Genomic DNA, 13,207 nt, shown 5'->3' with positions numbered 1-13,207 from the left:
TATCTCATCTTGAGGCTCGGCGGCGTCCCGCCCGTGCGGGGCCGCCCGGCCGGCTCGTCAGGCCGCGGCGCGGGCGGCGCCGGCGGGCGGGCCCAGGACCGCCCGCAGCGCATGGCGGAGCGTCGGAGAGCCCTCCGGGGACACGATCGGCTCGAGGCCGAACTTGCGCGCCTCCTCCCGCCGCCGCTCCGCGTGGGCGACCGAGCGGAGCTCGCCCGTGAGCCCGATCTCGCCGAAGCACGCCACGGGGACCCGCGACTCCTCGCCGCCGGCGGGGACGCCGCGGGCGGCGCTCGCGACCGCGAGCGCGATGGCGAGGTCGGCGCCCGGCTCGTCGATGCGGACGCCGCCGACGACGTTGACGAAGACGTCGGCGGTCCCGGTCCCCACGCCGGCGTGCCGGCCGAGGACCGCGAGGACGAGCGCCAGCCGGTTGCGGTCGATGCCGTTGCAGACCCGCCGGGGCGGCACGATCTCGCTCGGGGAGACGAGCGCCTGCACCTCGACGAGGAGGGGGCGGCTGCCCTCCATCGAGGCGAGCACGACGCTGCCCGGGCTCCGCGTCGCCTCGCCGACGAAGCGCGCGCTCGCGTCGAGGACCTCGACGAGACCGTCCCCGGCCATCTCGAACACGCCGGTCTCGTTCGTCGAGCCGAAGCGGTTCTTCAGCGCGCGGAGCGTCCGGTACGTCCTCTCCCGCTCGCCCTCGAACTGGAGCACGCAGTCGACGAGGTGCTCGAGCACGCGCGGCCCGGCGAGCGACCCCTCCTTCGTCACGTGCCCGACGAGGACGACGGCGGTGCCCTGGACCTTCGCGACCCCCATGATGCGGGACGCGACCTCGCGGACCTGGCCGACGGAGCCCGGGGCCCCCGTCAGCTCGGCCGCGTGCAGGGTCTGCACCGAGTCGACGACGCAGACGTCGGGCCGCTCCGAGGCGATCGTCGCCACGACGGTGTCGAGGTCGGTCTCGGCGAGCACCGGGACGTCGAGGGCCGGCCCGGAGAGCCGCTCCGCCCGCAGACGGATCTGCGCGGCCGACTCCTCCCCCGACACGTAGAGGGTCCGGCGCCCCTCGCCGGCGAGCCGGCCGAGCGCCATGTTCGTGAGCGTCGACTTGCCGATCCCGGGAGAGCCGCCGAGGAGGACGAGCGAGCCGGGGACGAGCCCGCCGCCGAGCACGCGGTCGAGCTCGCCGATCCCGGTGCGCAGCCGCGCGACCCTGACCGCCTCGACGTCCCTCAGCGGGGTGACCCGTGCGCCGGCCGCCCCTCCGCGCGCCCCGTTGCCGCCACGGGCCGCGCGGGCCCCGCTCGCCGGAGCGGGTCGCGCCTCCTCCACGAGCGTGTTCCAGTCCCCGCACCCGGGGCACTGCCCCATCCAGCGCGGCTCGCTGTGGCCGCAGGCGCTGCAGACGTGGACGGTCGACGGTCGGCCCATGGGCCGCCAAGGGTAGGGACGGGGTCCGACGGCTCCGCCGGCGGGACTCTCGGATCAGATCCCGGGACCGCCGACGAGCGCGCCGAGGACTCCGATCGTGCCGCAGAAGGCGACGAGGAGGACGACGGAGAGGCCGCTCACGGTGCGCATCGTCCATTGGAACGCGCGCCGAGGCGCGGGGTTGCGCCCTTGCGGCGCTCACTCCCGCGCACGGACGCGCGAGCGGAACCCCTCGGGCCCGTGCGACCCGTCGCAGAACGGCTTCGTCGCCGACATCCCGCACCGGCAGAGGACGATCGTGTCGCCCGCCGGCACGTCGAGCTCGGCGCCGTCGGGGTCGATGAGGCGCACGGGGCCCGTCACCTTGTACGGGCCGTCGTCCCGGACCTTGATCTCGATCACGCGGGCTCGCGCGCCGAGATGATCTCGGCGAGGCGATCGGCGAGCTCCGGGGAGAGCTTGCGGAGCCGCTTGGTGTCCCAGCGGTCGAGGGTGATGAGCCGCATCGGCGTCGTCGCGACGACCGTGGCGTTGCGCTGCTCCTTCGAGAGCACCCCCATCTCGCCGACCACGTCGCCTGCCCGGAGGCTGGCGATGTGCTCGCCGCCGCGCTCGACCTTCGCCTCGCCCTCCTCGATCGCGAGGAGCTCGTAGCTGTAGTCGCCCTCGCGGACGAGCTCCTTCCCGGCGGGCACGGAGACCTCCGCCGCGAGCGTCGCGATGTGTTCGAGGTCCTGCGGCGAGAGATCGGCGAAGAGGGGAATGCCCTTCAGGCGTGACGCGTCCACGGGTGTCGTTCCTCCGGTCGGGATGTCGACGTGACCGCCGCATCCTGACGCATCGCCCCCGCGGAGTGGGAAAACCACCCCACGACGCGCGAAGGGCGGCCGTCGAGGCCGCCCTTCGCGGGAATTCCGGTACCGCGCGGCGCGCGGATCAGGACTCGTCGTCGCCGCTGGGCTCGTCGCCCTCGTCCGACGGCGGCGACTCGAGCTCGCCGGCGGGCTGCCGGCCCTGCTCGGCGGTGCCGCCCTCGGCCCCGACGGTCGCCGGCACCTTCTTCGGCGGCGTCTTCGGCGCGATGATCGAGAGCTTGACGGGGTTCTCCTCGTCGTCCTCGGCGCCGCGCTCCACCAGGACCGTCCCGCCGGGCACGAGCTCGGCGCGGAGGACGAAGTCGGCGAGCGGATCCTCGATGTAGCGCTGGATCGCCCGGCGCAGCGGACGGGCGCCCATCGCCGGGTCCCAGCCCTTCTCGACGAGGAACTCCTTGGCGTCCTCGGCCACCTCGAGCTGCAGCTCGCGCTCCGCGAGGCTCTCGCGGACGCGGAGGAGGAGGAGCTCGACGATCTCCTTGATCTCCTCCTTCTGCAGCTTGTGGAAGACGATGACGTCGTCGATCCGGTTGAGGAACTCGGGGCGGAAGACCTTCTTCAGCTCGCCCATGACCCGCGCCTTCATGTCGTCGTAGGTCATGCCGTGGTCCTCGTCGCCGACCGAGAAGCCGAGCGGGGTGTTCCGCGCGATCTCGGAGGCGCCGATGTTCGACGTCATGATCACGATCGCGTGACGGAAGTCGACCGTGCGGCCCTGCGAGTCGGTGAGCCGGCCGTCCTCGAGGATCTGCAGGAGGATGTTGAAGACGTCCGGGTGCGCCTTCTCGATCTCGTCGAGGAGGAGCACGCAGTACGGCTTGCGCCGCACCGCCTCGGTGAGCTGGCCGCCCTCGTCGTAGCCGATGTAGCCGGGAGGAGAGCCCACGAGGCGCGAGACCGCGTGCTTCTCCATGTACTCGGACATGTCGATGCGGATCATCGCGTCCTCGTCGCCGAAGAGGAACTCGGCGAGGGTCCGCGCGAGCTCCGTCTTGCCGACGCCGGACGGGCCGAGGAAGACGAACGAGCCGGTCGGGCGCTTCGGGTCCTTGAGGCCCGCGCGCGAGCGGCGGATCGCCTTCGAGATGACCTCGACGGCCTGGTGCTGCCCGATGACGCGCTTGTGGAGCTCGTCCTCCATGCGCATGAGCTTCGCGGTCTCCGCCTCGGTGAGCTTGAAGACCGGGATGCCCGTCCACATCGAGACGATGTCGGCGATCTCCTCCTCGCCGATCTTGGGGCGCTCCTGGCCCTCGGCTTCGCCGGCCTCCCACTGCTCCTCGAGCTCGCGCTTCTTGTTCGTGAGCTGGCGCTCCTGGTCGCGGAGGTTCGCGGCCTTCTCGAACTCCTGCGCCTCGATCGCCGCCTCCTTCTGGCGGCGCGTCGTCTCGATCTCCTCCTCGAGCTCCCGGTAGACGGGCGGGGAGGTCATCGACTTGATGCGCATGCGCGAGGCGGCCTCGTCGATGAGGTCGATCGCCTTGTCCGGCAGCTGCCGGTCGGAGATGTAGCGGTCGGCGAGCTCGGCGGCGGCCTCGAGGGACTCGTCCGTGATCTCGATCTTGTGGTGCTCCTCGTAGCGGTCGCGCAGGCCCTTGAGGATCTGCACGGTCTCCTCCGTCGACGGCTGGTCGACGCGGATCTGCTGGAAGCGCCGCTCGAGCGCCGAGTCGCGCTCGAGGTACTTGCGGTACTCGTCGAGCGTCGTCGCGCCGATCGTCTGGAGCTCGCCGCGGGCGAGCGCCGGCTTGAGGATCGAGGCGGCGTCGATCGCGCCCTCCGCGGCACCCGCGCCGACGAGGTTGTGGAGCTCGTCGATGAACAGGATGATGTCGCCGCGCTGGGTGATCTCCTTCATCACCTTCTTGAGGCGCTCCTCGAACTCGCCGCGGTACTTCGACCCGGCGACGAGCGCCGCGAGGTCGAGCGTGTAGATCTGCTTGCCCTTGAGGAGCTCGGGCACGTCGGCGTTCGTGATGCGCTGCGCGAGGCCCTCGACGACGGCGGTCTTGCCGACGCCCGGCTCCCCGATGAGGACGGGGTTGTTCTTCGTGCGGCGCGAGAGGATCTGCATGATCCGCTCGACCTCGGTCTCGCGACCGACGACGGGATCGAGCTTGCCGTCGGCGGCGAGCTTCGTGAGGTTGCGGCCGAACTGGTCGAGGAGCTTCGAGTTCTTCTTGCCCTCGCCCTGCGCCCCGGCGCCGGCCTGACCCGCGGCGCCCTGGCCGGCGCCCGCGCCCTGCCCGGAGCCCGAGCGGCGGCCGCCCGGCCCGGAGAGCATGCGGATGACCTCGTTGCGGATCTTCTCGGAGTCCGCGTCGAAGTCGAGGAGGATCCTGGCGGCGACGCCCTCGTTCTCGCGCACGAGGCCGAGGAGGATGTGCTCGGTCCCGATGTAGTTGTGGCCGAGGCTCAGCGCCTCGCGGAGGGCGAGCTCGAGCACCTTCTTCGCGCGCGGCGTGAACGGGATCTGGCCCGACGTCACCTCTTCACCCGACCCGACGATGCGGACGACCTGAGCGCGGACGCGCTCGACGGTGATGTCGAGACTCTCGAGCACGCGAGCGGCGAGACCCTCCTCCTCCCGGAGGAGTCCGAGGAGGATGTGCTCGGTCCCGATGTAGTTGTGCTTGAGCGTCCGCGCCTCTTCCTGCGCGAGAACGACGACCTGTCGGGCCCGTTCAGTGAATCGCTCGAACATCGTCTGCTGATCCTTCCTGCTGGCGGCGGCTGGTCGTCAGCGGTGGGGTGGGGCGTGGTTCGGACTCGTCGGTGGTGTTCAGGGGATGCCGAAAGACCCGACTGCTCATATATTCGGCCGCGGGGCCGAAGAAGATGAGTCCATCAGGTCGGAAGGCGAGCATGGGTCATGCTACCAACCGCCTTCTCGCTCCCCAGGAGGACCGTCAGGCGAAACCTCCCGGGGGGCCGCCTCGCCCCCGTGGACACGCGCCGAGGGCCCCGGCGCGCCGCGGCGAAGAGGCCTCACGCCTCTCGCATCGCGGGGAAGAGCACGACGTCGCGGATCGAGCGCCTGCCCGTCATCACCATGACGAGCCGGTCGATCCCGAGGCCGAGGCCGCCCGTCGGCGGCATCCCCTGCTCGAGCGCCTCGACGAAGACCTCGTCGTAGGGCTGGGCCTCCTCGTCGCCCTCCATCGCGAGGCGCGCCTGGGCCTCGAAGCGCTCGCGCTGGACGTCCGGGTCGTTGAGCTCGGTGAAGGCGTTCGCGATCTCCATCCCGGAGCAGAAGGCCTCGAAGCGCTCGGTGAGGCCCTCCTCGCTGCGATGGGCCTTCGCGAACGGCGACAGCTCGACGGGGTAGTCCATGACGATCGTCGGCTGCTGGAGCGTCGGCTCGACGTGCTTGGAGAGGAGGTCGTCGGCGAGCGCAGGCCACGAGAGGCCCTCGGTGGGCATCGTCAGGCCCCGCTCGTGGATCGCCGCCGCGAGCGAGTCGGCGTCGCGGTGGGCGAGGATGTCGATCCCGGTCGCGTCGCGGATCGAGCCGACGAACGTGATGCGCCGCCAGGGCGGCGTGAAGTCGATGGGGTGGGCGGGATCGAGCTCGATCGCCTCGGCGACGCCGCCCACGAGGCGCTCGAGGCGCGCCGCCGCGTCCTCGTAGTCCGCGTAGGCCTCGTACCACTCGAGCATCGTGAACTCGGGGTTGTGCTTGAAACTGAGGCCCTCGTTGCGGAAGTCCTTGCCCAGCTCGTAGACGCGCTCGAGCCCGCCCACGATGCAGCGCTTGAGGTAGAGCTCGGTCGCGATGCGGAGGTAGAGCGTGCGGTCGAGCGCGTTGTGGTGCGTCGTGAAGGGACGTGCCGCGGCGCCGCCGTAGATCGGCTGCAGGACCGGCGTCTCGACCTCGACGAAGCCCTCGTCGTCGAGCTGCCGGCGGACGGCGGCGATGATCTTCGCCCGCGTCGTGAAGAGCTCGCGGGTCTCCGCGTTCGCCATGAGGTCGAGCTCGCGGCGGCGCTGGCGCAGCTCCTGGTCGTGGAGGCCGTGGTGCTTGTCCGGCGGCGGGCGCAGCGACTTCGCGAGGACCGCGAAGTCCTCGACCCGCAGCGACAGCTCGCCCCGCTTCGAGCAGAACGCGACGCCGTCGACGCCGACGAGATCGCCGAGATCGAGCGAGAGGAGGCGCTCCATGCGCTCCTCCCCGAGGACGTCGAGCTTCGCCTGGATCTGGAGGCGGCCGCTGCGGTCGTCGACGTCGAGGAAGGCCATCTTCCCCTGGCCGCGACGCGCGTGGAGACGCCCGGCGATCCGGTGCCGGGACTCCGTCTCCTCGCCGGGCTCGAGCGCGGCGTGGGCGGCGCGGACGTCGCCGATCACCTCGACCCCCGCGTAGGCGTGCGGGAAGGGGTCGATCCCGTCGGCGCGAAGCCGATCGAGCTTCTCGCGCCTGACGGCGAGGAGGTCCCCCTCGGGAGGGGCGGGTGGGCCCGACGGGGGCTCGGTCAGAGCCCGACCTCGATCTTCGTCACCTTCAGCTTGCGGGCGGGGCCCTTCGGCACCTGGACCGACACGATATCGCCCTTCTTGTGGCCGATGAGGGCGCGGCCGACGGGGGACTCGTTCGAGAGCTTCATCTCGGCGGGGTTCGCCTCGGCGGACCCGACGATCGTGTACTTCTGCGACTTGCCGGTCTTCTCGTCCTTCACGTGGACGATCGACCCGACGCCGACGACGTCCTTCGACAGCTCGTCGGCCTTCACGACCTGCGCGGAGCGGATCTTCTCCTCGAGCTGGAGGATCCGCGACTCGAGCATCGCCTGCTCGTTCTTCGCGTCGTCGTACTCGGAGTTCTCGGAGATGTCGCCGAACTCGCGCGCCTCCTTGATCCGCTCGGCGACCTCGCGCCTCTTCTCGGTCGAGAGGTGCTCGAGCTCCTCCTTGAGCTTCTCGAGTCCTTCGGGCGTGAGGATGACGTCCTTCGGCATGCGGCACCTGGGTTGCTGTTGCTCTCCCCGGCCCGGGGCGACGAAAAACCCCGCTCATGGCGGGGAACGGCGCCCGAGGAGGCCGGGCGGGCGCCGCAGTATAGCGAGGACGTCCAGCGAGTCCGTCGGTTCGCGCGGATCGCGTCCTGCGACGTCGCGGGCGCCCCTCGGCCTCAGGCGGCGGCCGGCTCGCGGAGCGGCGCGAGGAGCGCTCTGGCGTCCTCGATGCGGCTCGTCGACTGGAGCGCCTGCTGGAGCGCCGTCCCCTCCCCCAGCCGGGTGACGTACCAGGGATAGAACTTGCGCAGGTAGCGGCCGCCGCGGTCGGGGCCCATGTGCTCGACGGCGCGGTCCATCACCCAGTCGAGCTCGTCGAGGATCTCCGCGCGGGTCGGCTCGGACGCGTCGTCCTCGAGGATCTGGCGGAACAGCCACGGGTTCCCGAGGGCGCCGCGGGCGAGCATGACCGCGGCCGCGCCCGTCCGCGCGAACGCGGCGCGCACGGAGTCGGGGTCGTGGAGGCCCCCGGTGAGGATCACGGGCGCCGGGAGGCTCTCGACGAGACGCGCGGCGAGGTCGTAGTCGGGTGTCCCCTTGTGGTGCACCTGCGCCGAGCGCGGGTGGAAGCCGATCGCCGCGACACCCGCCTCCTCGACGAGGCGGTGGGCGAGGTCGACGCCGCTCGTGTCGCCGCGCCGGTCCCCCGAACGGAGCTTCACGGTGACGGGGAGCCCGCTGCCCTCGCGAGCGGCGCGTGCGACCGCGACGGCCGTGTCGGGGTCTTTGAGCATCGCGGCGCCGGCCCCGGTCTTCATGACCTTCGGGACCGGGCAGCCCATGTTGAGGTCGATGATGTCGACGCCGCCCCGCTCCGCGACGGTCGCGGCCGCCGAGCGCATGACGTCGGGGTCCTGGCCGAAGAGCTGGAGCGCGACGGGCCCGCCCGCCCCGGCGGTGTGCTCCTCCGGATGGATCCGGAGCATCTCGGTGCACGTCTTCTCGTTGCCGTGGTGGATGCCGAAACTCGACACCATCTCGCTCACGGCGAGGCCGGCCCCGTAGCGCTTGGCCTGGAGCCGGACGAACCAGTTCCCGATCCCGGCGAGGGGCGCGAGCGCGACCCGGTTGGGGATCGTCACGCCGCCGATCTCGAAGCTGTCGCGGAGGGAGGGCATGGGGTCCCCTCAGGATAGGAGACGGGTCCGTCCGGGCCGCCGCTCAGGTGTTGCGCCCGTGGAGGAGCCGCAGCCCCTCGAGCGTGAGGAGGTCGTCCTGCTCGTCGATCGTCTCGCAGTAGGGGACGATGTTCGTGGCGAGCCCGCCGGTCGCGATGACCGTCGTGTCCTCGCCGAGCTCGTCGAGGAGACGGCCGACGATGCCGTCGACCTGGGCCGCGAAGCCGTAGACGATGCCCGAGCGGATGGCGTCGACCGTCGACTTGCCGATGAGCGACCGCGGCTTGCCGAGATCGATGCGCGGGAGCTTCGCGGCTCGCGAGGTGAGGGCGTCCATCGAGATCTCGACCCCGGGCGTGATGATGCCCCCGAGGTACTCGCCCTCGGCGCTCACGGGGTCGTAGGTGATCGCGGTGCCGAAGTCGACGACGATGCAGGCGCCATGCACCTTCTCGTACGCCGCGACGGCGTTGACGAGACGGTCGGCCCCGATCTCGCGCGGGTTGTCGTAGCGCAGCGCCATGCCCGTGCGGATGCCGGGGCCGACGACGACCATCTCGTGGAAGAGGTAGCGCTCGGCCATCTGCGCCCATTCCGGCCCGAGCTGAGGCACCGTCGAGGAGACGATCGAGGCCTTGAGGTCGGCGAGGCCGACCCCGCGGAGCTCGAGGAGGTTGCGCAGGGCGGCGCCGAGCTCGTCGGCGGTCGACGAGCGCACGGTCGCGAACCGCCAGTGCTCGACGAGCTCGCCCTCGGGCGAGTAGGTCCCGAAGTGGGTCTGGGTGTTTCCGACGTCGACGACGAGGAGCACGGACGCCGCATTATGCTCGGCTGCATGCCGAACAAGCTCTACGTCGTCCACGGCTCGCATCCCTGTGCGACCGTCGAGCGCGCGCTCGCGCTCAAGGGAATCCCCTACAAGACCGTCGAGCTGCCGCCTCCGGCGCACGCTCTCGCGATGCGCGCCCTCTTCGGTCCCCGGACCGTTCCCGGGATCACCTTCGAGGACGGGACGAAGGTCTCAGGCTCCCGCGCGATCCTCAAGGAGATCGAGCGGCGCGTCCCCGAGCCGGCGCTCTACCCCTCCGACCCCGACGCCCGCGCGAAGGTCGAAGAGGCCGAGCGCTGGGGTGACGAGGTCCTCCAGCCGATCGCGCGGCGCGTGCTCTGGCCGGCGCTCCAGCGCCACCCGAAGGCGATCCCGACGTACACCGAGGGCTCGAAGCTCCCGTTCCCCGGCGCCGCGCTCGTCGCGATGGCTCCGGTCCTCACGCGGGTCGAGCGGAAGATGAACGACGCGACGGACACCGCCGCCCGCGCCGACGTCCTCGCGCTTCCGGCGCACCTCGACAAGGTCGACGCCTGGATCGCGGACGGGACGCTCGGCTCCGAGCCGCCGAACGCCGCTGACCTGCAGATCGCGACGTCGCTGCGGCTCCTCATGAGCCTCGGTGACCTCCGGCCGATCTTCGAGGGCCGGCCCTGCGCCGATCTCGCGACGCGTCTCTTCCCGCAGGAGTCGGGCTCCACGCCGGCCGGCACGCTCCCCGCGGACTGGCTGCCGGGCGCCGCGGCGGCGTAGACCTCGGCCGGCGGCGCGCCCCGGCGCGCCCCGGGCGCGCGCCCGGCGCCGCCTCGGCGGGCGCGAGAACTCAGAAGCGGTCCTCATGGGACACGCTTCGAGTTCTCGCGCCTGAGTCGAGCGCCGACGCGCCAACGTCCCTTCTCCTCCGCCCTACTCCGGCACCGCCAGCGGCGGGCCATCGCGCCGCACGCCCTCGTCGAGCGGAAGCGCGGCGAGCGCGTCGGCGAGCCGGGCGCCGTCCGGCGTCGCGAGCTCGAAGTCGAGCTCGAGGAGCGGGACGAGCACGAAGCGGCGCGACGTCGCCTGCGGGTGCGGGAGGGTGAGGCGCTCGTGCTCGAGCACGATGTCGCCGAGGAGGAGCACGTCGACGTCGATGGGACGCGGGCCGTGGCGGACGTAGCCCTCTTCGCCGGCGAGCGTCCGTCCGAGCGCGCCCTCGACGGCCTTGCAGGCGTCGAGGAGGCCCAGCGCGTCGAGCGCCGTCTCGACGCGGACGCACGCGTTGAGGAACGAGGGCTGGTCGAGCACCTCGCCGACGGGGTCCGTGTCGTACGTCGACGAGGCGCCGAGGACCCGCACGCCGTGCTCGCGGAGCGCGTCGACCGCCGCCTGCAGGTGCGCGCGACGGTCGCCGACGTTCGACCCGAGGCCGAGGTAGCCGATCACGGCGCCGGGGCGCCCCGCTCCTCAGCGACCTCAGCGAGCGCCTTCTGCATCCCCTCGACGACCGCCTCGAGTCCGCGCAGCGGACGGATGAGGACGGTGAGGTCCCCCACCCGGCCGTCGGCGTCGTGGGTGATGAGGTCGACGCCCTCGACCTCGCGGTCCCCGACCCGGGCGACGAAGCGCAGCGCCGACGTGCCGTCGCCGCGCAGCTCGTCGACGTAGCGGAAGTCCTCGAGGACGCGCATGACGCCCGCGAGGACGAACGCGGTCGCGTCGCGCCCCTCGTAGGTCTTGTGGACGGCGGGCGAGTGGAACGTGCAGTTCTCGGCGAGCGTGGCGACCATCGCCTCGTGGTCCCACGACTCGATCGCGGCGCGGAAGCGCGACGAGGCGTCGTCAGCGTGCTGGTGGCTCATGCCCGGGGACGCTACCCGGCCGCAGCAGGGCGAGCTGGCGCCCCTGCGCGAGCAGGGTGCCGTCGGGCGCCCAGATCTCGCAGTCCTCGTCGGAGAACCCCTCGCTCGAGCACCGGGACGTGTAGCGCGCGAGGAGCGACGCGTCGGGCGGGATCTCGGCGAGGCCCTCGGTCGCCCGGAAGTGGATCGTGAGGTCGAGGGTCGGCGCGGGGACCGGCCCGTCGAAGCGCACCCACGGCACCGGGAGCCAGGCGTCGACGAGGAGGGCGAGCAGCGCGCACGTCACGGGCTCGTCCTCGACGAGACGGATCCAGCCACCCGAGACCGCCTCGTCGGCCGACGAGAACATCCGCTCGCCGAGGCAGGGCCGGATGACGAAGCGATGGGCGATGCTCGGCGCCTCCGGCGGGAGGCTCGAGGGCCGACGCTCGGACGCGGGAGGGACCTCGGGCGCCGGCGTCGCGTACTCGCCCGCGGTGGGCTGCCGGCCGCTGAGGACCGCGACGGCGAGGACGCAGAGCCTGCCGTCCTGCTCGAGACGGACGGTCGCGCTCGAGACGGAGCGCCCGCTGCGGACGACGTCGACGATCACCTCGGCCTCGGCCCCGGTCGCGGGCGGACGGAGGTAGTGGAGGGTGAGGGAGCGCACCGGTCGCGACGGGTCCGCGATCTCGGCGTCGAGCGCGCGGACCGCGATCGCGGCGAGATAGCCGCCGTTCGGGCCGTTCGGCGCCGACCAGTCCGGCGAGATGCTCGTGCGATAGCGCCCGCCGCCGAGCGGGCTGACCGCCGTGTCGCGGGCGAACTTCGTCGTGGCGGGCGCCGCTTCGGGCTCAGCGCTCACGAGCGGCCCTCCAGACCTCGACGGACACCTCTTCGACCGGGAGGGCGATGGGCGGCTCCGGCTTGGCGGCCTTCACCCACACCTCGTCGGCCGCGAAGCGGTCCAGGAGCCGGTCGGCGATCGCCGAGCAGAGCCTCTCGAGGGTCTTGTACGAGCGCTGCTGGGCGACGAGCGCGACGTCGCTCACGACCTCGCCGTAGTCGACCGTGTCCTCGACCATGTCGGTGACGGTCGCGTCGCACACACCGACCTCCATCCGGATGTCGATGACGAGACGCTGCCCGATCTCGCGCTCCGCGGGCGTGACGCCGTGGTGCGTGTAGAGCGAGAGCCCGGTCACCTCGATCATCACCTCGGTCCGGCCGTCCTCCTCGTCCTCGTCGAACTCGTCGCCGAGGTCGTCGTCGGCGTACTCGTCCGGCTCGTCGTCGGGGCGGTCGGGCGGGATCACCGCGGCAACGTAGCAGCCGCGACCCGCAGGGCATCGACGTGCTCGGCGACGTCGTGGACCCGGAAGACGCTCGCCCCGCCGGCGAACGCGAGGACGTTCGTCGCGATCGTCGCCGCGACGCGGCCCGCCGGGTCCTCACGACCGGTGAGGCGCCCGAGGAAGCCCTTGCGCGAGGTCCCGACGACGACCGGGAACCCGATCGAGCAGATCTCCCCGATGCGGCGGAGGATCTCGAGGTTGTGCTCCACCGTCTTCCCGAAGCCGATGCCGGGGTCGACCTGGATGCGGTCCTCCCGGACGCCCTCGGAGACGGCGAAGTGGACGCGCTCCTCGAGGAAGGCCCGGATGTCGTCGACGACGTCGTCGTAGCGCGGGTCGTCCTGCATGGTCCGCGGCGTCCCGCGCATGTGCATGACGCAGCAGCCGACGCCGCGGTCAGCGACGAGGCCTGCGAGCTGAGGGTCGGACCGGAAGGCCGTGACGTCGTTGACGTACGTCGCCCCGGCGTCGAGCGCCGCCGACGCGACCGCGAGCTTCGACGTGTCGATCGAGACGCGGGCGACGCCGTCCGCCGCGAGCGCGGCGACGACGGGACGGGTGCGGCGCAGCTCCTCGGCCTCGGGGACGGGCTCGGCGCCCGGCCGCGTCGACTCGCCGCCGACGTCGAGGATCGCGGCGCCTTCGACGGCGAGCCGGCGGCCGTGCGCGACCGCGGCCGCCTCGTCGAGGTAGTCGCCGCCGTCGCTGAACGAGTCGGGGGTGACGTTCACCACCCCCATGACCGTGAACGCGCGGCTCAC

14 protein-coding genes are annotated in these 13,207 nt (G+C 72.2%); 1 reads left to right on the top strand and 13 read right to left on the bottom strand.

The annotated features are described in order from the left end of the window. Positions 1-57: 57 nt before the first annotated feature. From radA to ACME2J_RS13455, 8 genes are all read right to left on the bottom strand, one after another. A complete protein-coding gene (radA, locus tag ACME2J_RS13490) occupies positions 58-1,440 on the bottom strand; it encodes a DNA repair protein RadA (RefSeq protein ID WP_495545443.1) in 1,383 nt (460 codons plus the stop codon). A gap of 198 nt (positions 1,441-1,638) precedes the next feature. Next, on the bottom strand, positions 1,639-1,842 hold the full coding sequence (locus ACME2J_RS13485; RefSeq protein ID WP_495545442.1) for a CDGSH iron-sulfur domain-containing protein: 204 nt from the start codon (positions 1,840-1,842) through the stop codon (positions 1,639-1,641). Beyond that, positions 1,839-2,228 (bottom strand): cyclic nucleotide-binding domain-containing protein, encoded by a 390-nt coding sequence (locus ACME2J_RS13480; protein WP_495545441.1) that lies wholly within the window; start codon positions 2,226-2,228, stop codon positions 1,839-1,841. The genes ACME2J_RS13485 and ACME2J_RS13480 overlap by 4 nt, the downstream gene beginning before the upstream one ends. 148 nt (positions 2,229-2,376) lie before the next feature. Next, positions 2,377-5,019, bottom strand: coding sequence for an ATP-dependent Clp protease ATP-binding subunit (locus ACME2J_RS13475; protein ID WP_495545440.1), 2,643 nt, complete (start codon positions 5,017-5,019; stop codon positions 2,377-2,379). 284 nt (positions 5,020-5,303) lie between these two features. Then, positions 5,304-6,791, bottom strand: a complete 1,488-nt coding sequence (gene lysS / locus ACME2J_RS13470) for a lysine--tRNA ligase (protein ID WP_495545463.1) — start codon at positions 6,789-6,791, stop codon at positions 5,304-5,306. Beyond that, positions 6,788-7,270, bottom strand: a complete 483-nt coding sequence (gene greA / locus ACME2J_RS13465; RefSeq protein ID WP_495545462.1) for a transcription elongation factor GreA — start codon at positions 7,268-7,270, stop codon at positions 6,788-6,790. The genes lysS and greA overlap by 4 nt, the downstream gene beginning before the upstream one ends. 173 nt (positions 7,271-7,443) lie before the next feature. Next, entirely contained in the window at positions 7,444-8,445 is a 1,002-nt protein-coding gene (locus ACME2J_RS13460; RefSeq protein ID WP_495545439.1) for a tRNA dihydrouridine synthase, read from the bottom strand. Positions 8,446-8,488: 43 nt separating this feature from the next. Further along, positions 8,489-9,256, bottom strand: a complete 768-nt coding sequence (locus tag ACME2J_RS13455) for a type III pantothenate kinase (RefSeq protein ID WP_495545438.1) — start codon at positions 9,254-9,256, stop codon at positions 8,489-8,491. A 24-nt stretch (positions 9,257-9,280) separates the two neighbouring features. Here ACME2J_RS13455 and ACME2J_RS13450 point away from each other — a divergent pair, with 24 nt between their 5' ends. Beyond that, positions 9,281-10,027, top strand: coding sequence for a glutathione S-transferase family protein (locus ACME2J_RS13450; RefSeq protein ID WP_495545437.1), 747 nt, complete (start codon positions 9,281-9,283; stop codon positions 10,025-10,027). 153 nt (positions 10,028-10,180) lie between these two features. Here ACME2J_RS13450 and folK read toward each other — a convergent pair whose 3' ends face one another. Genes folK through folP form a run of 5 tightly spaced genes read right to left on the bottom strand, consistent with a single transcriptional unit; the run spans position 10,181 to position 13,207 of the window. Next, positions 10,181-10,696 carry a 2-amino-4-hydroxy-6-hydroxymethyldihydropteridine diphosphokinase gene (folK, locus tag ACME2J_RS13445; RefSeq protein WP_495545436.1) on the bottom strand — a complete coding sequence of 172 codons (516 nt, stop codon included), beginning with the start codon at positions 10,694-10,696 and terminating at the stop codon, positions 10,181-10,183. Further along, positions 10,693-11,112 (bottom strand): nuclear transport factor 2 family protein, encoded by a 420-nt coding sequence (locus ACME2J_RS13440; protein ID WP_495545435.1) that lies wholly within the window; start codon positions 11,110-11,112, stop codon positions 10,693-10,695. The genes folK and ACME2J_RS13440 overlap by 4 nt, the downstream gene beginning before the upstream one ends. Beyond that, positions 11,093-11,956: an acyl-CoA thioesterase gene (locus ACME2J_RS13435; RefSeq protein ID WP_495545434.1), complete on the bottom strand. Its 864-nt coding sequence runs from the start codon at positions 11,954-11,956 to the stop codon at positions 11,093-11,095. The genes ACME2J_RS13440 and ACME2J_RS13435 overlap by 20 nt, the downstream gene beginning before the upstream one ends. After that, entirely contained in the window at positions 11,946-12,407 is a 462-nt protein-coding gene (gene folB, locus ACME2J_RS13430; RefSeq protein WP_495545433.1) for a dihydroneopterin aldolase, read from the bottom strand. The genes ACME2J_RS13435 and folB overlap by 11 nt, the downstream gene beginning before the upstream one ends. Further along, positions 12,404-13,207 carry a dihydropteroate synthase gene (gene folP, locus ACME2J_RS13425; RefSeq protein WP_495545432.1) on the bottom strand — a complete coding sequence of 268 codons (804 nt, stop codon included), beginning with the start codon at positions 13,205-13,207 and terminating at the stop codon, positions 12,404-12,406. Before folP ends, folB begins: the two co-directional genes overlap by 4 nt.

The sequence above is a fragment of the Paraconexibacter sp. genome (assembly GCF_059438195.1).
The sequence above is the reverse complement of the archived record's forward strand: the minus strand, read 5'-3'. Positions and strand labels throughout refer to the sequence as shown.

Excerpts from the sequence above, each read along its gene's own strand:
- ACME2J_RS13450 (WP_495545437.1), top strand. The coding sequence starts at position 9,281 with ATGCCGAACAAGCTCTACGTCGTCCACGGCTCGCATCCCTGTGCGACC.
- radA (WP_495545443.1), bottom strand. The coding sequence starts at position 1,440 with ATGGGCCGACCGTCGACCGTCCACGTCTGCAGCGCCTGCGGCCACAGC.
- ACME2J_RS13440 (WP_495545435.1), bottom strand. The coding sequence starts at position 11,112 with ATGAGCCACCAGCACGCTGACGACGCCTCGTCGCGCTTCCGCGCCGCG.
- greA (WP_495545462.1), bottom strand. The coding sequence starts at position 7,270 with ATGCCGAAGGACGTCATCCTCACGCCCGAAGGACTCGAGAAGCTCAAG.
- ACME2J_RS13475 (WP_495545440.1), bottom strand. The coding sequence starts at position 5,019 with ATGTTCGAGCGATTCACTGAACGGGCCCGACAGGTCGTCGTTCTCGCG.
- ACME2J_RS13460 (WP_495545439.1), bottom strand. The coding sequence starts at position 8,445 with ATGCCCTCCCTCCGCGACAGCTTCGAGATCGGCGGCGTGACGATCCCC.